General features: G+C 71.5%; 20 protein-coding genes. 6 read left to right on the plus strand and 14 right to left on the minus strand.

Going from position 1 to position 19,267, the window contains the following annotated elements:
- Nucleotides 1-52 precede the first annotated feature (52 nt).
- The 5 genes from AB0P24_RS31195 to AB0P24_RS31215 all read right to left on the minus strand — a co-directional run bounded on the left by AB0P24_RS31195 (nt 53) and on the right by AB0P24_RS31215 (nt 4,713).
- Nucleotides 53-1,504, minus strand: coding sequence for an STAS/SEC14 domain-containing protein (locus AB0P24_RS31195; protein ID WP_365799847.1), 1,452 nt, complete (start codon nt 1,502-1,504; stop codon nt 53-55).
- 259 nt (nt 1,505-1,763) lie between these two features.
- A complete protein-coding gene (locus AB0P24_RS31200) occupies nt 1,764-3,257 on the minus strand; it encodes an ArsR family transcriptional regulator (RefSeq protein ID WP_365799849.1) in 1,494 nt (497 codons plus the stop codon).
- A 202-nt stretch (nt 3,258-3,459) separates the two neighbouring features.
- On the minus strand, nt 3,460-3,756 hold the full coding sequence (locus AB0P24_RS31205) for a hypothetical protein (RefSeq protein WP_365799945.1): 297 nt from the start codon (nt 3,754-3,756) through the stop codon (nt 3,460-3,462).
- Nucleotides 3,737-4,156, minus strand: coding sequence for a CBS domain-containing protein (locus AB0P24_RS31210; RefSeq protein ID WP_365799851.1), 420 nt, complete (start codon nt 4,154-4,156; stop codon nt 3,737-3,739). Before AB0P24_RS31210 ends, AB0P24_RS31205 begins: the two co-directional genes overlap by 20 nt.
- A gap of 125 nt (nt 4,157-4,281) precedes the next feature.
- Entirely contained in the window at nt 4,282-4,713 is a 432-nt protein-coding gene (locus tag AB0P24_RS31215) for a DUF2267 domain-containing protein (protein WP_365799853.1), read from the minus strand.
- Between the two features lie 453 nt (nt 4,714-5,166).
- On the opposite strand from AB0P24_RS31215, the gene AB0P24_RS31220 reads away from it, so the two are divergent.
- Complete coding sequence (locus AB0P24_RS31220; RefSeq protein ID WP_365799855.1) at nt 5,167-5,967, plus strand: sigma 54 modulation/S30EA ribosomal C-terminal domain-containing protein; 801 nt, start codon at nt 5,167-5,169, stop codon at nt 5,965-5,967.
- A gap of 100 nt (nt 5,968-6,067) precedes the next feature.
- Nucleotides 6,068-7,165 (plus strand): hypothetical protein, encoded by a 1,098-nt coding sequence (locus AB0P24_RS31225; protein ID WP_365799857.1) that lies wholly within the window; start codon nt 6,068-6,070, stop codon nt 7,163-7,165.
- An 84-nt stretch (nt 7,166-7,249) separates the two neighbouring features.
- Here AB0P24_RS31225 and AB0P24_RS31230 read toward each other — a convergent pair whose 3' ends face one another.
- From AB0P24_RS31230 to AB0P24_RS31250, 5 genes are all read right to left on the minus strand, one after another.
- Complete coding sequence (locus AB0P24_RS31230; RefSeq protein WP_365799859.1) at nt 7,250-7,921, minus strand: lysophospholipid acyltransferase family protein; 672 nt, start codon at nt 7,919-7,921, stop codon at nt 7,250-7,252.
- Nucleotides 7,922-8,206: 285 nt separating this feature from the next.
- On the minus strand, nt 8,207-8,626 hold the full coding sequence (locus AB0P24_RS31235; RefSeq protein WP_365799861.1) for an avidin/streptavidin family protein: 420 nt from the start codon (nt 8,624-8,626) through the stop codon (nt 8,207-8,209).
- Nucleotides 8,627-8,805: 179 nt separating this feature from the next.
- Entirely contained in the window at nt 8,806-10,215 is a 1,410-nt protein-coding gene (locus AB0P24_RS31240) for an RtcB family protein (RefSeq protein ID WP_365799863.1), read from the minus strand.
- 68 nt (nt 10,216-10,283) lie between these two features.
- Entirely contained in the window at nt 10,284-10,724 is a 441-nt protein-coding gene (locus AB0P24_RS31245; RefSeq protein WP_365799865.1) for an archease, read from the minus strand.
- A gap of 185 nt (nt 10,725-10,909) precedes the next feature.
- The gene (locus AB0P24_RS31250) at nt 10,910-11,368 is read right to left on the minus strand and encodes an Hsp20/alpha crystallin family protein (RefSeq protein WP_365799867.1); all 459 of its coding nucleotides are present in this window, start codon (nt 11,366-11,368) and stop codon (nt 10,910-10,912) included.
- Between the two features lie 461 nt (nt 11,369-11,829).
- On the opposite strand from AB0P24_RS31250, the gene AB0P24_RS31255 reads away from it, so the two are divergent.
- Nucleotides 11,830-12,024 (plus strand): DUF3046 domain-containing protein, encoded by a 195-nt coding sequence (locus tag AB0P24_RS31255; protein ID WP_365799869.1) that lies wholly within the window; start codon nt 11,830-11,832, stop codon nt 12,022-12,024.
- A 60-nt stretch (nt 12,025-12,084) separates the two neighbouring features.
- A complete protein-coding gene (locus AB0P24_RS31260; RefSeq protein WP_365799871.1) occupies nt 12,085-13,338 on the plus strand; it encodes an AI-2E family transporter in 1,254 nt (417 codons plus the stop codon).
- A gap of 9 nt (nt 13,339-13,347) precedes the next feature.
- Here AB0P24_RS31260 and AB0P24_RS31265 read toward each other — a convergent pair whose 3' ends face one another.
- The 4 genes from AB0P24_RS31265 to AB0P24_RS31280 form a co-directional block, all read right to left on the minus strand.
- Nucleotides 13,348-14,142 carry a hypothetical protein gene (locus AB0P24_RS31265; protein ID WP_365799873.1) on the minus strand — a complete coding sequence of 265 codons (795 nt, stop codon included), beginning with the start codon at nt 14,140-14,142 and terminating at the stop codon, nt 13,348-13,350.
- Nucleotides 14,143-14,222: 80 nt separating this feature from the next.
- Complete coding sequence (locus AB0P24_RS31270; protein WP_365799875.1) at nt 14,223-15,383, minus strand: oxygenase MpaB family protein; 1,161 nt, start codon at nt 15,381-15,383, stop codon at nt 14,223-14,225.
- A gap of 50 nt (nt 15,384-15,433) precedes the next feature.
- Nucleotides 15,434-16,486, minus strand: coding sequence for a polyprenyl synthetase family protein (locus tag AB0P24_RS31275; RefSeq protein WP_365799877.1), 1,053 nt, complete (start codon nt 16,484-16,486; stop codon nt 15,434-15,436).
- Entirely contained in the window at nt 16,479-16,754 is a 276-nt protein-coding gene (locus tag AB0P24_RS31280; protein WP_365799879.1) for a polyprenyl synthetase, read from the minus strand. Before AB0P24_RS31280 ends, AB0P24_RS31275 begins: the two co-directional genes overlap by 8 nt.
- A 539-nt stretch (nt 16,755-17,293) precedes the next feature.
- On the opposite strand from AB0P24_RS31280, the gene recA reads away from it, so the two are divergent.
- Together recA and recX are read left to right on the plus strand one after the other, a co-directional pair.
- Nucleotides 17,294-18,427 (plus strand): recombinase RecA, encoded by a 1,134-nt coding sequence (gene recA, locus AB0P24_RS31285; protein ID WP_365799881.1) that lies wholly within the window; start codon nt 17,294-17,296, stop codon nt 18,425-18,427.
- 4 nt (nt 18,428-18,431) lie between these two features.
- The gene (gene recX, locus AB0P24_RS31290; RefSeq protein ID WP_365799883.1) at nt 18,432-19,244 is read left to right on the plus strand and encodes a recombination regulator RecX; all 813 of its coding nucleotides are present in this window, start codon (nt 18,432-18,434) and stop codon (nt 19,242-19,244) included.
- Nucleotides 19,245-19,267: the final 23 nt, after the last annotated feature.

The following is a 19,267-nucleotide window of genomic DNA, read 5'->3' on the forward strand; positions in this document are numbered from 1 at the left end:
CTTTGCTTCGCCGGGCAGTCCGGCCCGCCGGGGCATACGGCGGCGGTATGCGCTACGGAGCCGTGTCGTCCACGCTGTAGTCGATCATGGGCCTGACGGTGACGACGCCGTCCACGCCCTTGGCGAGCCGTTCCGCGATCTCGGCGGTGCTGCGGTTCTCGACCTCACCGCGCAGGGTGACGACACCGTCGTGAACCTGGACCTGCACCTCCGTCCCGCTCAGCCGCAGCATCCCCGCCAGCACGTCGTCCCGGATCTCCTCCCGGATCTTCTCGTCGGGGCGCAGGAAGACGCGGAGCAGGTCCGAGCGGCTGACGATGCCGATGATGCGGCCGGTGTCGTCCACGACCAGCAGCCGCCTGACCCGGTGGCGGTCCATCGCCCGGGCGGCCTGGGCGACCGGCCAGTCGGCGTGAGCGGTGATCACGGGGGTGGTCATCAGCCCGGCGGCGTTCTCCGCGCGCGCCTTGGCCCTCTCGTGGGGCCATTCAGGGGGTGCTGCCTGCGCGCCGTATGCGTCGGGCTGGTCGACCTGCTTGCGGAGCAGGTCGGTCTCCGACACCAGTCCCATCGGCGCACCGCGCTCGTCGGCCACGGGCACGGCGCTGAGGCCATGCGTGGCCAGGACGGCGGTGATCTCTTTGAACGGGGTGTCGGGGCGGACGGTGACGACATCGCGTGTCATCACTTCGCCGACGGTGCTGTGCTGGGCGGTTTTCGTCGCTGCCCTGCCTTTCGAGACGGGGGTCTGAGCCGGTGAGTGGGGCGGACTCGCGGCCCAGGCGACGGCGTCGTCGAGCTCGTCGTATCCGAACTGCCGCACTTCGGCTTGGACGAAGTGGTTCGCGAAGTGCGGTACGAGTCCGGCGAGCTTGCTGTCGGCCGCCAGCGCGATCCTCCCGATCCTGCGATGGTGGTCGCGGACGAAACGCACATGCCGCAGCAGGCTTCCGATGTTCTCCCAGCCCGGGAAGTCGCGGGCATGCACCACCACACCGGACAGGGCGTCGTGGGTTTCGAGCCAGCTGTCGGCGGTCTGTGCCAGTGAGTCGAAGTCCTGCGTGCGCAGGGGCTGTTCGACCTCGACCACGAGAACCCTGGACTCGGTCAGAAGCTGGTGGGACACGCCGGGCCCCTCAGGCAGTGAGGCGAGCCAGCGCAGGGCCTCCTCGCGATCCTGGCCGCCGAAGACGCGTACGGGACAAGGCATCAGGAAACTCGCCAGCCGGGTCGAGTCCCGGATCCAGCGGATGTCGGTGACGACGGCGCACCCCTCGAACAGGCGCATGGCGCCGGTCCCGGTCTTGAGGTCCTCCCATCCGGCGGCTGGGGTGAAGGACTGGAACTCCGGGCCGCACTCCCACAGGAGCCGGATGCGGCGGCCTTCCCGGCGGGCGTCATCGATGAGCGGCTCGATCACCGCCTTGTAGTCGTCCTTCGACACCGTGCCGCTCGCCTTGACCGCGTCGACCCCTGAGGGTGCGTCCTGGGCTCTTTCAAGCATGCCGTTCCTCTCTGGGCGCAGGTGCTTCACGGCACCTGGACCAGCGGGGGACGGGCGGTGGAGCCCGTGCACCCGCACAGTCAGGGCCTGCCTCTGCCATCGGAATCGACTCTTATGGCCACTTTTCCTGTCATTCCATCATGGCAAGGTGCCACGGTCTCCGCGACCGTGTCGCACGGAGATACGGCTCGGCCACCAGGCAGACGAGGCGCGATCACCACGGCCGTGGGCGAGGGCCGCGAGGCGCCCACCCGGTCGGCTACCGCCGTCCGTACAGCCGGTCGAGGCCGACGAGTGTCACCTGTCCCTGGGCCTCGGCGGCGCGCAGGGCGGGGCTGAAACCGGCGCCGCTGTAGCAGGCCGGCCGAGTGTGGGTGATGTCCTCGCCGCGGTCGGCGAGGACATCGAGGAGGCCGCGGAGATGTTCCAGATGGCCCAGGTCCATGACCTCGTCCCAGCGGGCCAGGCCCACCGACAGCAGAGTCCCCTTGCGCAGGCCGCCGTGGCCGTGTACGACCACTTCCGCCGCCACGTCCGCGCCGCCGGAGTGCGCCGGGTCGGCCACTGATCCGTGGGCCGCGGACTTGGGCGGGGCGCTGAAGACGTCGGGGTCGGCGAAGTGGAGGGCCCAGTCACGGCAGATCTGGGCGAAGTGGGACCGGGCCACCATCGAGTCGAAGTCCGGGCGGGCGTGCTTCCAGACCGCGACGGCGTCCTGCTGTGCCAGAGCCGACCGATGAGGTCGTACGACCGCGTGTTCGAAGGCCAGCAGCGGTTCGGCCACGCACAGCCTGACGAGGCTGGGCCGGAAGGCGTCGGGCTCGCTGTGCAGCAGGCCGTGTTCCCGCAGCAGCCCGAGGCAGCGCGCGGTGTCGGTCAGGGGAGCACCGAGGCAGTCCGCGACCTGGCCCTGGGTCGAGCAGCCCGTGGCGACGGCGGCGAGCGCGGAGTGGCACAGGGCGCGGTCCTTGCGGTCCGTCTCCTCTTGCAGCAGGTGGTACGCCTCGCGGTACAGCGGCCGGCCGGGATTGAGCACGGTTCTGCACACCCAGGCGTCGAAGTCCTCCCGCCCGGTGGGGCTGTCCTCGTGGACGTAGGCGTGCCGGTACGCGGGCGTTCCGCCGACGACGGCGTGGACGAGCAGGGCGAGGGCGGGGTCGTCGATGCCCCAGAAGCATGCCGCCTGGCGGTAGTCGAACGGGCGCAGGGTGAGGTGCAGATCGCTCAGTTCGTGCAGCGGGGAGGCGGTACTGAACAGCCGGTGCATCAGGGGCAGAGAGCTGCCGCTCAGCAGAAGACGGGCCCGGCCGGGGCGGCCGCCGTCGTGACGCCGGTAGACGCCGTGCAGGACGGAGGGAAGCGCGGGGCTCTGCCGTACCAGGTCGGGGAACTCATCGATGACGATGGGCGTCGGACACCGGTCCCCGAGCGCCAGGAGGGCGTCGACGGCGTCCTCCCAGCCGTGCCAGTGCGGTGAGCAGGGATCGTTCGTGTACCGGGCGAACTCGCCGGCGAGGTGGCTCAGCGACTCGGCCTGCGTTCCCTGCTGGGCCCCGAAGTAGAAGCCGCCCAGGGCGCCGGTGAGCGCCTCCAGCAAGTACGTCTTGCCCTGGCGAAGCCGCCCGCTGACCACCCCGAGGCGGGCCTCGGGCCGGCGGTCACAGGCGAAGGCGGCGAGTTCCCGCCACTCGGCGTCCCGGTCGAAGACCTTGTGCGGCTTGCCCGGTGGAGGGATGTCGGACGGCGACGGCACGGCCAGTTTCCCCTCGTTCGGCGGTGCTTCCCTTTCCAGTACAACGCCGGATGCCCTGCCCCGCGACACGCGCTCGGTCCGCCGGTACACGCCAGGTGGCCCTCAGGCCGGTGCGACCGAGGACGTGAGAACCGACACCGCGGCCGGCCGCCGGGGGCTCGGGCTGTCCGCGGTTCGACGCTGTGAGGGAGCTGCGGCCGCGTCAGGTGCCGGACGGTGACGTCGTCGGTGCGGTGGTGTTCCAACTGGCGAGGAGGCCGAGGGTCTCGGCGTCGCGGCTGCCTGGGGCGACGCCGCAGACGATGAGGTACAGGCCCTCGTCGGCGGCGAGCTCCATCGTCTCGTAGGTGAAGGTCACATGCCCGACGAGGGGGTGGTTGAGGCGTTTGGCGCCGGCGCGGTGGCGTCGGACGTCGTGGCCCGGTTTGTTTCGATCACCCAGGAGATCAACCGTCGGCCCTGTGCTGTGCCGTCGAAATTCAGGCGGCCACGCAGACAGCCTCGACGAAGTGGCCCACCTGTTTTTCCGACAGGCGGCGTGCGAGGTCCGCCTCGCTGATCATGCCTACCAGGCGGTGGTTCTCGATGACCGGCAGTCGCCGGATCTTGTGCTCCTGCATGACCTGGAGGACACGGCCGCTGTCGGTGTCCGCGTCGACCGTGACCGGCTTGCCCTGTTCGAGCTGGCCCGCGGTCATGGTCCGGGGGTCCTTCCCCTTGGCGAGACACTTCACGACGATGTCACGGTCGGTGATGATCCCGTGCAGACGGTCGTCCTCCCCGCAGATCGGCAGGGCCCCGACGTCCAGCTCTCTCATCCTGCGCGCTGCGGCTTCCAGAGTCTCGTTCTCCTGGATGCAGCTGGCGCCGGCGTGCATGATGTCCCGCGCGGTGGTCATGACTGTTTCCTTCCGATGGGGGTGCGTTTTCCGTCGGCGGCGGATGCCCGTCGGCGGCCGGACGTCCGGACACGTGCGGCGAATGTGCTGCCCGCTGCCCGCTGCCCGCTGCCTCGTGCCGCAGGTCAGGCGGTCGGCTGGAGAAGCAAGGCGCGGATGTCGTGCGGAAGTTGTTCCAGCGCTGCTTCCAGGTGCCCGGGCGAGACGTGCTCGCGTACGACGGTGGTGACCGCGCCGGCGATCCGGGGGACGTCCTCAGGGGCGACCTTGGCTTCCTGCACGAAGCGGTCCACGTACCCCTGGCGGTCGTACTTGACCGGTACGGCACTGGGGTCCCAGCCGTCGTAGTAGGCGCCGCGCACCAGTTCGGGCAGTTGCGCGGCGAAGTTGGCGGTCACATCGACGGTGAGCCTGTCGCGGAACGTGTGCAGCCAGGTGCGCAGGATCCGGTGGGCGAGGTGGCGGTCCTCCGTGTCCAGGGCTCCCGACACCGCTTTGAGCCAGATGTTCGCGCTGTGGATGGAGTGCTCGAAGTCAGGTGGATGTGTGGGGGGCATGGATCTTCCCTTCCGGTCCGTCCGCGGGAAGGACGTGCTTCGCGTTGCCGAGAGGCCTCGTCCGCACCTGCGAGGCGGACTTTGTTCAGAAGCGGCGGGATTGCGGCACAGGCCCGGCGGCGTCCGGACGGGCACCAACGGCGCCGCTGTGGCTCCTCTTTTCCCTGCCCAGGGCTCCATGCTATGGCGGGCGGAGCCGGTTGGCAGCCGCACCGGCACCCGGCACGGTGAGGCCGTGCGCTCAGGGCCGTGCGCTTGGCCGGCCTGGCGTCCGGCGGGGGCCGGTCGGCCGCTCCCGGAGCGGGCCTCCCAGCTCGTCGCCGTACGGGCCGCTTCGGCATGTCCCGTTCAGGGCAAGGGGGTTGATCAGCCGGGCACGGGCACGCTGGCCGTGCGTGCAGGCCCAATGAGCGCAAGTGTGGAGAGGGGGACATACGCGGCAAGGAGGCTGCCATGAAGCGATCGGCACCACAGCAGGCTCCCGAGATCCAGGTGGAGACCCAGGGGCAGATGCCGCCAGGAGCCCTCGAGTACGCACAGGAGAAGGTACGGGCGCTCACCGGCCGGACGCGGGAGCCGGTTCTGTTCGCCCGCGTCAAGCTGACCCGCATGGCCAACCCCGCCACGGAGCGGCCGGCGATCGCGCAGGCCAATCTGGACGTCAACGGGCGTCCGGCTCGCGCGCATGTGGCCGCCACGACCGTGACCGAGGCCGTCGACCTGCTGCAGGACCGGCTCGGCGCCCGGCTGGAGCGCCTCGACCAGCACTGGGAGGCCCGGCGCGGCAGGACGCCCGCGCCGGGCTCGCACGAGTGGCGGCACGGCGGCGAGCCCACCCACCGCCCCGACTACTTCCCGCGCCCGGCCGAGGAACGGCAGGTCGTGCGGCACAAGTCCTACTCGCTGGCCTGGGAGACACCCGACGAGGCGGCCTTCGAGCTGGAGACGATGGACTACGACTTCCACCTCTTCACCGACATCGGCACCGGAGAGGACAGCGTGCTGTACCGGTCGGGCTCGACGGGCTACCGCCTCGCCCAGGTGCGCCCGCACCCCGAACTGGTCGGCCCGGCGGCCGTGCCGCTGACCCTGAGCGAGCTTCCCGCTCCCCGGATGAAGGTGGCCGAGGCGAAGGAGCGGCTGGATCTCGCGGGATTCCCGTTCGTGTTCTTCGCCGACGCCGCCACCGGGCGGGGAAACGTCCTCTACCACCGCTACGACGGCCACTACGGCCTGATCTCACCGGTCGAGTAGCGGCGGCCCGTCACCCGAGGGCCGCGCCCAGGCGGGAGGCCCGGCCCCGGGGCCGGGTGGCCGGAGAACCGGTCACGGGCTCGGCGGGTCGGGAGTGATCATGAAACTTTCCTTCCTTGAACCTCTCTACAAGCAGCGCGGCCCTTTCGCGTCCGTCTATCTGGACACGTCCCGTGACGGCGCCATCGAGGATCCCGATGCCGCGGTACAACTGCGCTGGCGGCGTCTTCGGGACGCCCTGATGTCCGAGGGAGCGGACCAGGACTCCATCACCGCGGTGGCGGGCACCGTGGGCGGCGACGCGGACGTTCCCGGCACGCACGGTCGGGCTGTCTTCACCGCCCACGGACACCTGGCCCTGCTGGACGAGTTGCCCGCACCGCCCGCACGGGACACCGCGCACTTCGGCACGCTGCCGGACACCATGCCGCTGATCGTGCAGCACGCGCCCGGGATCCCGTACCTGGCGGTGCACGTGCACTACGGCGGCCGGCACTCGACGGACGCCGCCGGCACCGTACGGATCGAGGCCGAGGCGGGTACGTGGCCCCTGACCAGGGTCACGCCGGGCCACCGGATGGACCAGGAGATCCCGGTGGCCGACTGGACCCACGCCGCCGGAGAGGTCGGCCGAGAGCTGGAAGGCCACGCACGGCGCATCGACGTCGAGACGGTGTTCGTCGCCGGAGACGTCTGGGCCCGCGGCATCCTCGTCCGCCGACTACCGGCGGCCCTGCGCGGGCAGGTCACCACCGTGGAGGGCGCCGGCGAGTCCGAGCCCGGGCGGGCCCTGATGGAGCAGTGCCTTGAACGCCTGTTCACAGGGCGCATGGCCGCACACGACCGGGCACTGCTGGACGCCTTCCTCGCCGAGCGCGCTCGCGACGGAGCGTTCGCGGAAGGCCTCGCCCCCGCCGTGTCGGAGCTGCAACGCGGCAGGGTCAAGGCCCTCTTCCTCAACGACCACCCCGAGTCGCCGTTGCGTCTGTGGGTCGGCCCGGAACCCGGTCAACTCGCCCTCGCCGAAGAGGAACTGCGCTCCTACGGAATACGGGAGATCAGCGAGGAACGGGCCGACACGGCCCTGGCCCGCGCCGTCGTCGGCACGCGGGCCGAACTGGTCGTGGTGCCCGAGCAGGAGCTGAGGCTGGGCGAGGGCGTGGGCGTACTGCTGCGCTACATCGACCCCAGGGGGTGATCTTCCACATGCGGTCCCACGTGCCGGCCGGCCCCGGCGTGCCTGGTGGCGAACAGGCGACGGCTCAGGTGGGCAGGCCGAGCCTCAGCGCGCGGTGCTGAGCACCGGTGCGCCGAGCTGCCGGGCCGCGGCGTGCCAGGCCCCGGTCAGCGCGCTGTGCGTCATGGCGAGAGCCTGGGCCTGGGTCTGTTCGCTGTCCAAGCGCAGTGGTGCGCCGACGTGCACGTGCAGTCGTGGACGGCGCAACGGGGCGGTGAGCAGCCTGGCCACCTGTTCGAAGGGGCTGCCGGATGCCAGCGCGCGGGCGCCGGCCTGGCCCACGGGCACGATCTGGGCGCCCGTGGCGCGTGCGAGGTGGAAGAGGCCGGGGTGAAAGGGCCGGGGCGGAGCCTCGCGGACGCCCTTGCGATGGGGGAGCCCGCCTTCCGGGTAGAGCAGGACGGACCGGCCCGCGGTCAGTGCGGCGTGCGCCTCTCGCAGCGCTTGGGCGGCCCGCGGGTCGTGGCGGTGCACCGGGATGTGCCCCTCGCGGGTCAGGGCGCGGCCGAGCAGGGGGACGCGCCACAGCCCGGCGGCTGCCAGCACGATGGGCTCGGTGCCGAGGCGGCGCAGCGCGGCGAGGACGATCGCGGGGTCACTGAGCGAGGTGTGGTTGGCGATGACGATGCTGCCTGCGATCGGTCCGGAACCGGTGTCCGTGGTGATGTCCAGGCGGCCGAAGACCGGCACGACGGCGTCTGCGAGGCGACTGAGCACAGCGGCACCCCCGGGGTGGCGACAACCGATGGCTGGCTGCTCTTGTCGTTGCGTGGAGGCGGGCACTCCGTGATCACCTTGTGCCGCGCGTGCCGCTCCGCCCGGCTGCCCCGGCCCGTTGCCGCCCGGCCCGGGGACCCCGCTCGGCGCCAGCGGGCCGCGCGGCCGTACTCGCCGTGTGCTCCTGAGACCCCGCCGGGCCGTCCCGTCGAGGTGTTGGTCCGCGGGCGGCCGACGAAAACGCCGTTGCGGGATGTCGGCCGGCCCGGTCGCGAGTGCCGCTCTTCAGGACGGCATCGGGTGCGAGACCGGCCGGCCGCTGCGAAAAGCACGATCGACGTCCTCGCCGGTGGGCTTCTGCCGCGTGAACACGTCCTGCCCCACCACAGTGGACTCCCACGCCTCCACCGCGGCGGAACGGGTCAGCAGCCAAGTGCTGAGGATGCGCTCCGGGTCCGCCAGGAATTGGCCGCTCCAACTCGTGACCGAGCCCACGTTGCCGTGCTCGTTGCGCCAGGCGACCGTCCAGCCGAGAGCGATGCCGTTCCCCGGGGTCGCAGGCCCGTCATGGCGCCCGGTGAGCAGGTACGTCCCCGGCGTGTGTCCTACGGCGGTCACGTACTGTCCGCTGACGGTCCCTTCGGGGTCCGCCTCCAGGTGCATTTGTGAACCGAACTCGTTGTACCACTCTCCACCAATGGACATGGTCTTCTCTCTACTCGCTCGCGCCTGCGGCGGCACGGGCCGGAACCGCCCCTGCCTCCCTGCGGTGAGCGCCACCGTAATGCCGCATATGCGGATGAATCCGGCAGGCGTGCCGGAGGCGGTCTGCCGCGGGGGCCGTCGGCGGTCGACCGCATTCCTCACCGGCTGAGCTGGACCGGTCAGCCCTTGAGGACGCCCAGCGGCACCAGGCGCGCCACAAGGCGGCCCAGGTTGTTGTGTTCGCTGGCCCGGACGACGGCGTCGACGTCCTTGTACGCCTCGGGCGCCTCCTCGATCACGCTGCGCCAGGAGGCGGGGCGCACCCAGACCCCCGCACCGGCCAGCTCGTGGCGCAACTGCACGGCGGACGTCTCACGGTGGGCGCGGTGCCGGCTCCAGACGCGGCCCGCGCCGTGGCAGCAGGAGTCGAACGCCCGGTTGCCGGTGCTGCCGGTCATGACATACGAGGCGGTGCCCATCGTGCCGGGCACGAACACCGGCTGGCCGAAGCGGCGCAGGGCGTCCGGCAGGTCGGCGTGGCCCGGCGGCAGGGCCCGGGTGGCGCCCTTGCGGTGGACACACAGCAGCGCCCGGGCGCCGTCATGGGGATGGGTTTCCAGCTTGGCCAGGTTGTGCGAGACGTCGTAGAGCAGATCAAGCCCCGAGCCGGTCAGCTGAAGGAATACATGGCGGGCTGCGTCGGCGAGCAGCTGGCGGTTGGCGCGGGCGTAGTTCGCGGCCGCTGCCATCGCGCCCAGATAGGCGCGGCCTTCGGGCGAGTCGACGGGCGTGCAGGCGAGTTGCGCGTCGGGGACGTCGATGCCGTAGTGCCGCATCGCGGCGTCCATGGCCCGCACGTGGTCGGAGCAGATCTGGTGGCCCAGTCCGCGTGAGCCGCAGTGGATCATGACGCACACCAGGCCGGGGCGCAGGCCGAACGCCCGCGCGCATGTCTCGTCGTACACGGTGTCGACCGCCTGGATCTCCAGGAAGTGGTTGGCCGAGCCCAGGCTGCCGACCTGCCCGGCGCCACGGTCCAGTGCGCGTTCGGCGACCTGGGTGGGGTCGGCGTCGCCGACGGCTCCGCCGTCCTCGCACCGCTCCAGGTCGCGCGCCACCCCGTGGCCCTGTTCGACCGCGTACCGGGCACCGCCGCGCAGGATCTCGTGCAGCTGTGCCCGGCCCGTCAGGTCCCAGAGTCCGCCGCGCCCGAGCCCGCGTGGGATCACTCCGTCCAGCCGGTCCATCAGCGCGGGCAGCCTGGGCCGCAGGACGGTGCGGTCGAGGTGCGCGGTGAGCAGGCGCACCCCGCAGGAGATGTCGAAGCCCACCCCGCCCGGCGAGATGACGCCCCCGCCCGCGACTTCGGTGGCGGCCACACCGCCGATGGGGAAGCCGTAGCCCCAGTGGATGTCGGGCATGGCGTACGAGGCGCGGACGATGGCCGGAAGCGTGGCCACATTGGCCACCTGGGCAAGGGCCTGGTCACCCGGCTCGTTCGGCAGCAGCTCCCGTGGGGCGAGGACTACTCCGGGTACGCGCATGGCGCCGGCCTGTTCGATGCGGAACCGCCAGGGTCCGTCTGCCATGAGCCGGATGTCCATGTCGGTTCGGCCTCCTCGGAGAGGCGTCCCGGCACCGGATGCCGGGACGGGCGTCACACGTCGAGCGTGACTCGGCACGCCCACCTGTGCGCGTCCTGGGCCAGTCGCAGGCCGTGCAGCGCGACGGCCTTGGGCACGGCCCCGGTCTGCGTGGCCGCCGAGCTGTCGGCCATGGCGAAACGCACGCGTACGCCATCCGGTTCCGGCGTCACCGCGACGTCCACCGGGAGTTCGTCCGCCGTGTCCATGCGGTAGACGACTTCCTCGAGCACGGCGACCAGGAGCCGGCTGTCGTCCTCGGCCGCCACCACACACTCCCGCGTCACGTGAGAGGCGTCCGCGGGCAGTTCGGCGAAGCTGCCGACCATGCCCCGCACCGCCTCGGCGATGCACTCCTCGCGTGTCGGCGCCCAGGCCTCGACACGCAGATCACCGGTGTGCGGAACACTCCGATGACCGCGTGGCGGATACCCGGACCCGGTGGTCATGGTCATCCACAGACCCGGCCGGTCGGACGGACGCGCGTCCCGGCACGCAGGATCACGGCCGGCGCGTTCCTGTCGCGTGGTGCAGGGGGTGTGCGGCCGTCGTTCGGCCGGCCGCCTCACGCGGTCGCGCGGGTGCGGTTGGAGCGTCGGCCGTCCGGACCCGTCGGTCGTCTCCCCGTGGGAGCGGTGGTTCAGCCTTCGATCTCGATGTGACGGGGCTTGGCCGCCTGGGCCTTGGGGACAGCGACGGTGAGAATGCCATCGGCAAGGGTGGCGTGCACATCCTCGGCCTTCACCTCGGTGGGCAGCAGCGCCCGGTACTCGAAGCGCCCGGTGCGGCGCGTGGCGCGACGCAGTACGCCTTCCCGTTCGCTTTCCTTCAGCTCCCCGGTGATGTGCAGCTCCCGTCCGCTGACCTCGACGTTGACGTCCTCGCGTTTGACGCCGGGCAGTTCGCAGTCGATCTTGTACGCCTCGTCGGTCTCGCTCAGATCGGCCAACGGCGCCCAGGCCATGGGCTCGGCCCAGGACGGTGCGGCGGACTCCAGGAACCGGTTCATCCGCTCGAAGAACTCGTCGAACTCGGCGGCTATCGGCGGGTAGGCCCGCTCCAGCATGCTGCCGTGCCGGTGTCGTGCGGGCAGAGTCATGAGGCTCACCTCCGCGGATGTGAACTCGAAAAGCCATGTGACTCTCCTGCTCTCCATCATGAGCGGCGGCGGCCCGGTCTGCGACTCGCACCGGCCACTCGCCCGGGAAACGCCATCAGGACCATCAGGGCGATGGACAGGAGGAGCGGCGGGAGCGGCATCCAGGCGCGGCCTCGGCCGGAGTCCGGATGCGAGGGACGGCTGCGCGGCGTACGCACCGAGAGCCGGCGAGTCGGTCGTCTCCCGCGCCCGCCGGCTCGGGCTCGCCGACCCTGGCTTTACTCTGCGTCCATAGACGCACTGTACGTAGAAGCACTGCATGCCCACGCCGGCACGCGAGGTCGCGCCACCATGGATCCTTGGTTGGGCAGGGAGGCGAACGCCCTGAAACCCCCTGACGGTCGTGCGGCGGCGTGAAGGGCGGGAAACATGCAGGTCATGGCGGGTATGGAGCGGAATTCATGCGGTTGACGGTCTTCTGGCAGCGGATGACGGAACACTTCGGTGCCGGGTACGCCGACACCTTCGCGCGCGATCATGTGATGACGGAGCTCGGCGGACTGACGGTGCACGAGGCGCTGGACTCCGGCTGGGACGCGAAGGACGTGTGGCGCGTGGTCTGCACGGTCATGAACGTTCCGGGGGAGAAGCGCTGACCGTGCACGAAGATCGGGTACGGGCCACGCGTTGTCAGCGGCGTGCGCGAGAATTGCCCCGTGGCAGCCACTGACGAGGACGGGCGGACCGCCCAGGACGCATCCCCGGTCGACACGACGCCGCGCGCCGGGTCGCCGGCCGCCGGCGCCGCGGTACCGGGCGCCCGCATGCCGCGCTGGCTGCCCCGCGCCATGGTGCTGGCGCTCGCCCTCGTCGCCGCCTTCCAGCTGGGCAGCTGGGCCTTCCACCAGCTCACCGGCCTGCTGATCAACATCCTCATCGCGTTCTTCCTGGCGCTGGCCATCGAGCCCCCGGTGAGCCGGATGGCCTCCCGCGGCATGCGCCGCGGCTTCGCGACCTTCCTGGTCTTCCTCGGCCTGGCGATCGCCGTCGCGGGTTTCGTCACCCTGCTCGGCTCGATGCTCGCCGGACAGATCAACAAGATCGTCGAAGACTTCCCGGACTACCTGGACTCGGTCATCAACTGGGTCAACGAGACCTTCCACAGCCACCTGAGACGGGTCGACGTCCAGGAAGGGCTGCTGCACTCCGACTGGCTGCGCAAGTACGCGCAGAACAGCGCGGCCGGCGTGCTCGACGTCTCCGGGCAGGTGCTCGGCGGTCTGTTCCAGTTGCTGACGATCACCCTGTTCGCCTTCTACTTCGCCGCCGACGGCCCCCGGCTGCGCCGCACCCTGTGCTCCGTGCTGCCGCCCGCCCGCCAGGCCGAGGTGCTGCGCGCCTGGGAGATCGCGGTCGACAAGACCGGCGGCTATCTGTACTCGCGCGGTGTGATGGCGCTGATCTCCGGCATCGCCCACTACATCCTGCTGGAGGCCCTGGGCGTGCCGTACGCGCCCGTGCTGGGCGTCTGGGTGGGGCTGGTCTCGCAGTTCATCCCCACCATCGGCACCTACCTCGCGGGTGCGCTGCCGATGCTGATCGCGTTCACCGTCAACCCCCTGTACGCGGTGTGGGTGCTGGTGTTCGTCGTGGTCTACCAGCAGTTCGAGAACTACGTGCTCCAGCCCAAGCTGACCTCCAAGTCGGTCGACATCCACCCGGCGGTCGCCTTCGGCTCGGTCATCGCGGGCACCGCGCTCCTCGGCGCGGTCGGCGCACTGGTCGCCATCCCGGCGGTCGCCACGCTCCAGGCGTTCCTGAGCGCCTATGTGAAGCGCTACGACGTCACGGACGACCCACGGGTGCACGGCCACCGACGGCGCGGCACGGGCGGCCCCGGGCTGCTCACGCGCGCGCGGCGGCTGATATGGCAGCGGCCCGCCGAGGAATCCGGGGACAGCCCGTCCTGACGCCCGCCGCTATCGGTAGGTGAGCACCGCCCACACCCCGGCCGCGGCCACCGCCGCCGCGTAGCAGCCCACCGCCGCTGCCACGGCCCGCCACCGGGTCTCCTCGCTCCACGTGGTGCGGGACAGCAGCCAGGCCAGAGCCGGCAGGACCAGCACCGCGTGCAGGCTGACGCCGTGCAGCGGCTTGAGCGGGGCCGTCGACCCGTACGCCGCCGCCTGGTGCCCGCTCCGGACAAGCACCACCCCGCGCGCGATCATCGCCGCTCCCGAGGCCAGCGCCACCAGCAGGATCGCGAACCCGGAGCGCACCGCGAGCGCCATGCCCACGGGGCCGGCCGGCCGCCGCTGGAAGGACGCCACCGCGAAGACGGTGAGCAGCGCCACCAGGACCCCGCCGCCCACCGCGAGCACCATGGACACCGCCGTGTCGAACGGCGTTGCCATGTCGAGGTGCGAGGGCACCCGCCGCCACGCCTGCAGCGTGATCCCGCCGACCTCCACCACACAGTCGGCGGCGAACACGAGGAGCAGTACGGTCCGCAGCCGCTCCCCGATCCTCAGATACGAGGTGACCCAGGCGACCGCGATCAGCGTCAGCCCGAAGGAGAGCCCGAACGTGACGGGCTTGCGCCAGGAGACCGGGCCGTACCAGGGGCCGCCGTCGACCGCGAACACCACCAGATGCGCCAGGCCGGACAGGACGAGGAGCGCACCGGTCGTGTGACACAGACGCTCGGCGGGGCGCACCCCGGCCGGCGGGTTCGCCGGTGGCTTCCGGGACGGATCCTTCAGGGAGGAGGACATGCGCTCAGCCTCTCGGGGGCTGTCCGCGCGGTCGTCGTCCGGCCGAAGACACCCGCGGTACGCCTCGCGGAGTAGGGGGATCAGGAGACCGTGGCGGCCGGCGGGGTCCACCGCCGGGTGCGGGGTACGGAGCCCGGGACTCCGTAGTCCTTCTTGAGGTGTTCGGGGATGGCGTAGTGCATGACGCGGCCACGAGTGAGCGAGGACAGTTCGAGGACGGTGGTGAGGTGGCCGAGGCGGTCCAGGGCCCAGGCGCCCAGCGGGGCGCGGTCCTCGATGGTCTCCAGGACGCCGAGGAGATGCGGTACGGCCTTGACGACGGTGTCCCACGGGGTGCGCGGCACGGCCAGCCAGTCGGCGCAGGTGTCGCCGACCAGATGGCGGATCAGGGCCGAGACGACCGGGTCGAAGAAGGTGCCGGGGACGACCTCCTCGTAGAGGTCGATGAGCTGCCGGGTCAGGACCACGCCCTCCTCGGAAGGGCCCATGTACCGGACCATGTACAGATCGAGGAAGGCGCGCGCCTCGTCGAGGGTCTTCGGAACGGCCTCCTGGTCGACGCCGAGCATGGCGCCCACCACCCGCCACGCGTAGTAGTACGCCTGCGCGCCCTCCGTGGACAGGTGGACGCCCAGCCGGTGCAGGCTGTCGAGGACCAGCAGAGAGAAGAACATCTGCCCGCCGATCATGTCCTCCTGGCAGATCGGCGTGCCGAGCGCCTCGGTGTCCCAGCGGTTCTCACGCCTGAGGTGATGCCGGACGGAGGCGTGCAGCAGGCGCACCTTCTGGGCGGCCGGGATGAAGCGGCTGCCTGCCTCGAAGGCGTCGGGCTGCATGAGGTACACGGTGAACTGACCGGTCTCCGCCATGCGCTTGGACGGGTACCGCAGCCCGTGGGTGGCCGACAGCAGCTTCGCCACGCGCGGGACGACGTAACAGGCGGGCATGGCGGCGAAGGACAGCGCGGTCGAGATGTGCACGTTGTTGTCGATGAAGAACAGCCGGGCCTTCTCCATCTCGCCCCAGTCCACCCAGGACGGCGGCATCCGGGTGGCCTCCAGGTACTCCCGCGCGACACCGGGCAGCCCGTCCGGCAGCGGAGCGCCGGCGGTGGAGACGTACCGCATCAGGGTGTTGAACGTGCCCACCTCCCCGCGCTCGAAGAGCGCGGCGACCGTGGCGTCGGCGAGTTCGTCACCGGCGTGCCGCAGGGTGTCCATCGAGGCCTCGGTGTAGGTCACGGCAGGGCTCCTTGTCGTCGCGGGCGCCCTCCGGGCCACCCGTGGGGGGGTCAGGACAGGCGGACCGCGGCCGAGTGGGCCAGCGAGGTCAGGGCGCCGGCGGCGGGAGCCGGCACGTCCAGTTCGTGGAGAGCGTCGAGTGCTTCCGCGACCCGCGCGCCGATCATGTGCTCGATCCGGTCGGGTGCTCCGAGCCGGCACATCACCTCGCGGACCGCGTCCAGGCCGTCCGCGTCCAGATCCGGGCTGCCGAGCAACGCGCCCAGCCGCTCCCGGTCGTCGGCACGGGCGAGACGCCAGGTCTCCGCGAGCAGGGCGGTGGGCCGCTGGCCGCGTACGTCGTCGGCGTTGGCCTTGCCGGTGCGCTCCGGTGCCCCGAACAGGCCGAGCAGGTCGTCGCGGAGCTGGAAGGCCTCGCCCAGCGGCAGCCCGTACGCGGAGTACCCCTCACGCAGCCGCTCGCCGGCCCCGGCCAGGGCGCCGCCGATCAGCAGGGGCTGCTCGACGGTGTACTTGGCGGTCTTGTAGCGGATCACCTTCAGCGAGGCCGAGGTGTCCGGACCGGCTCCGGTGCGCAGGATCTCCAGGCACTCGCCCGCGATCAGCTCCCGGGCCAGCACCGACCACAGGGGCCGGGCCCGGGCGAGGTAGGCGGCGGGCAGCCCGCAGGTCGCGAACAACTGCCCGGCCAGCGACATCAGCAGATCGCCCACCAGCATCGCCAGCGACCGCGCGGCGGCGTCGGCGCCCGGACGGTCTCGTACGGCGGTGCGCAGGGCGAGGTGCGGGGTGGGGCGCCCGTGCCGCAGCGGGCTGTCGTCGATGAGGTCGTCGTGTACGACGGCGGCGGCGTGCACGAGCTCCATGGAGGCCGCCGCCCGCACCAGCGCGGCGCTGTCCGGCTGGCCCACCGCGCGCCAGCCCCAGTAGCAGAACGCCGCCCGCAGCCGTTTGCCGTCCGCGGCCGCCGCCTCCAGTTGTTCGGCCACCGGGATCAGGAGCGGGTCGACCGCCGCGAACAGGTCGGCCTCCTCGGCGACGAACCGGCGCAGCACCTCGTCGACGCGGTTCTTGAAGGCGGTCGGATCCCACCGGTCAGTCATCGGCGGTGGTCCGTCGGACGAGGGCGTGCCGGGCGAGGATCTCCAGATGGGCCGGGGGCACGGCCGCATACCGGTCCAGGACCAGGCGCCCCCGCGCGGTGAGGTCGTGCTCGGCCTCCGCCGCCAGCGCGCCGGTGTCCGAGCGGCGCAGCAGCCCCCGTAACGTCCCGAAGGCGGTGCCCACCGTGCTCACCGCCAGGTCGGCCAGCCCCGCCGCCAGCAGCACGGCCTGCTCGTCCAGACCGCGTCGTCCCGTCTCATGTGTCATGCGCTCTCCCACCCACAGCACCCAGGGCGGCGCCGCTCCCCGGCCGCCTCTTCGAGCATCGCGGCACGGCGCGCGGGGCATGCGGAAACTCACGATCGGGTGAACGCCTCGCGGGGTGGTGCGGGGTGCCGTGCCGCGGTCCTGCCTCCGGCTGCCGCCCCCCGGCGCGCCGCGCGCTCCCGCCCGCGAGCCGCGTACGCCCACCTCCGGGCGCCGACCGTCCCCGGCTTCCAGGAAGGCGCCAAGCTCGACGACGGCCCGGTGAAGATCGTTTGGCAATGATCAAGGTTCGATGGCGCACGGCAGCGGGGAAGTGCCGGGAGTGCCGGGTGGCGCGCTTGACACGAAAATCGAACATCCATTCTTATGGGAGCTCCGGTGAGGCTCCGGATGGGGATTTCAACGGCAGTTCAACACGTTTTCGGTGGATAAGTCCCCGAGTTGTCCACAGGCCGAACCGGCGTCGGGGCGCATTGTCAGTGGCAGGCGTTAGCGTCTTTGACGTGAAGCGATCGACTCAAGCAAACCGGGTGGAACCCATGGCAGGAACCGACCGCGAGAAGGCGCTCGACGCCGCGCTCGCACAGATTGAACGGCAATTCGGCAAAGGCGCGGTCATGCGCATGGGCGACCGGACGAAGGAGCCCATTGAGGTCATCTCGACCGGGTCGACCGCGCTCGACGTCGCCCTGGGTGTCGGTGGCCTGCCGCGCGGCCGGGTCGTGGAGATCTACGGACCGGAGTCCTCCGGCAAGACGACCCTGACCCTGCACGCCGTGGCCAATGCGCAGAAGGCGGGCGGTCAGGTCGCGTTCGTGGACGCGGAGCACGCCCTGGACCCCGAGTACGCGCAGAAGCTCGGCGTCGACATCGACAACCTGATCCTCTCCCAGCCGGACAACGGCGAGCAGGCCCTGGAGATCGTGGACATGCTGGTCCGCTCCGGCGCCCTCGACCTCATCGTCATCGACTCCGTCGCCGCGCTCGTCCCGCGCGCAGAGATCGAGGGCGAGATGGGCGACAGCCACGTCGGTCTCCAGGCCCGCCTGATGAGTCAGGCGCTGCGGAAGATCACCAGTGCGCTCAACCAGTCCAAGACCACCGCGATCTTCATCAACCAGCTCCGCGAGAAGATCGGCGTGATGTTCGGCTCCCCGGAGACCACGACCGGTGGCCGCGCGCTGAAGTTCTACGCCTCGGTGCGGCTCGACATCCGTCGCATCGAGACGCTGAAGGACGGCACGGACGCGGTCGGCAACCGTACCCGCGTCAAGGTCGTCAAGAACAAGGTCGCGCCGCCCTTCAAGCAGGCCGAGTTCGACATCCTCTACGGCCAGGGCATCAGCCGCGAGGGCGGCCTGATCGACATGGGCGTGGAGAACGGCTTCGTCCGCAAGGCCGGCGCCTGGTACACGTACGAGGGCGACCAGCTCGGCCAGGGCAAGGAGAACGCGCGCAACTTCCTCAAGGACAACCCCGACCTGGCCAACGAGATCGAGAAGAAGATCAAGGAGAAGCTGGGCGTCGGCGTCCGCCCGGAGCAGCCCGCCGCCGAGCCGGGCGCGGACGCGGCGGTCACCACCACCGCGGCCACGGACGACGCGGCGAAGACGGTGCCCGCGCCGGCCGCCGCCAAGGCCACCAAGCCCAAGGCCGCCACCGCCAAGAGCTGACGCCGTGACACGACGAACCGACTGGGCCGATCACGAGTACGCGTCCCCCGGTGCCCCACGGGGGAGGGGCACCGGGGGCGACTCGGGCTCCGCCGGGGGTGGCGACGAGGCCTACGGCACGGGCGACGGCGACTACGGGAGCGACGGCGCGTACGGCGACGGCACGCACGGTGGCCCGGGCGGGCCCCGCGGGCACGGGTCACCCGGCCGTGGCTCGCGCAAGCCCGGGACGCGCCGTCGGCGTGGCTTCGGGGAGCCGTCCGGTGAGGACGGGGGTTCCTCTTCCTCGTCGAGGGCCGAGCAGGGGGAACCTCCAGCGGACCCGGTTGAGCGGGCGCGGGCGATCTGTCTGCGCCTGCTCACCGGGACCCCGCGCACCCGGAGACAGCTCGCGGACGCCCTGCGCAAGCGGGAGATCCCGGACGACGTGGCCGAGGAGGTGCTGTCGCGGTTCGAGGAGGTCGGGCTGATCAACGACAGCGCCTTCGCGGACGCCTGGGTGGAGTCCCGGCACCACGGCCGGGGGCTGGCCCGGCGCGCACTCGCCCAGGAACTGCGCACCAAGGGGGTCGACTCGGCGCTCGTCGACGAGGCCGTCGGCCGGCTCGACTCCGAGCAGGAGGAGGAGACGGCCCGCGAACTCGTCGCCCGCAAGCTCCGCTCCACCGGGGGCCTCGACCGCGACAAGCGGATCCGCCGCCTCGCCGGCATGCTCGCCCGCAAGGGGTACCCCGAGGGCATGGCCCTCCGGGTCGTCCGGCGAGCCCTGGACGAGGAGGGCGAGGACACCGAGTTCCTGGAGGCCGGGGACTTCTGACGGGGCGACAGTCTCCCCGGGGG

Source organism: Streptomyces sp. NPDC086519, from assembly GCF_040686075.1.
GTDB lineage: Bacteria > Actinomycetota > Actinomycetes > Streptomycetales > Streptomycetaceae > Streptomyces > Streptomyces shenzhenensis.

Bases quoted from the DNA above. Each gene is read 5' to 3' on its own strand.
- AB0P24_RS31195 (WP_365799847.1), bottom strand. From the start codon at position 1,504: ATGCTTGAAAGAGCCCAGGACGCACCCTCAGGGGTCGACGCGGTCAAG.
- AB0P24_RS31210 (WP_365799851.1), bottom strand. From the start codon at position 4,156: ATGACCACCGCGCGGGACATCATGCACGCCGGCGCCAGCTGCATCCAG.
- AB0P24_RS31215 (WP_365799853.1), bottom strand. From the start codon at position 4,713: ATGCCCCCCACACATCCACCTGACTTCGAGCACTCCATCCACAGCGCG.
- AB0P24_RS31220 (WP_365799855.1), top strand. From the start codon at position 5,167: ATGAAGCGATCGGCACCACAGCAGGCTCCCGAGATCCAGGTGGAGACC.
- AB0P24_RS31225 (WP_365799857.1), top strand. From the start codon at position 6,068: ATGAAACTTTCCTTCCTTGAACCTCTCTACAAGCAGCGCGGCCCTTTC.
- AB0P24_RS31235 (WP_365799861.1), bottom strand. From the start codon at position 8,626: ATGTCCATTGGTGGAGAGTGGTACAACGAGTTCGGTTCACAAATGCAC.
- AB0P24_RS31240 (WP_365799863.1), bottom strand. From the start codon at position 10,215: ATGGCAGACGGACCCTGGCGGTTCCGCATCGAACAGGCCGGCGCCATG.
- AB0P24_RS31245 (WP_365799865.1), bottom strand. From the start codon at position 10,724: ATGACCATGACCACCGGGTCCGGGTATCCGCCACGCGGTCATCGGAGT.
- AB0P24_RS31250 (WP_365799867.1), bottom strand. From the start codon at position 11,368: ATGACTCTGCCCGCACGACACCGGCACGGCAGCATGCTGGAGCGGGCC.
- AB0P24_RS31255 (WP_365799869.1), top strand. From the start codon at position 11,830: ATGCGGTTGACGGTCTTCTGGCAGCGGATGACGGAACACTTCGGTGCC.
- AB0P24_RS31265 (WP_365799873.1), bottom strand. From the start codon at position 14,142: ATGTCCTCCTCCCTGAAGGATCCGTCCCGGAAGCCACCGGCGAACCCG.
- AB0P24_RS31275 (WP_365799877.1), bottom strand. From the start codon at position 16,486: ATGACTGACCGGTGGGATCCGACCGCCTTCAAGAACCGCGTCGACGAG.
- AB0P24_RS31280 (WP_365799879.1), bottom strand. From the start codon at position 16,754: ATGACACATGAGACGGGACGACGCGGTCTGGACGAGCAGGCCGTGCTG.
- recA (WP_365799881.1), top strand. From the start codon at position 17,294: ATGGCAGGAACCGACCGCGAGAAGGCGCTCGACGCCGCGCTCGCACAG.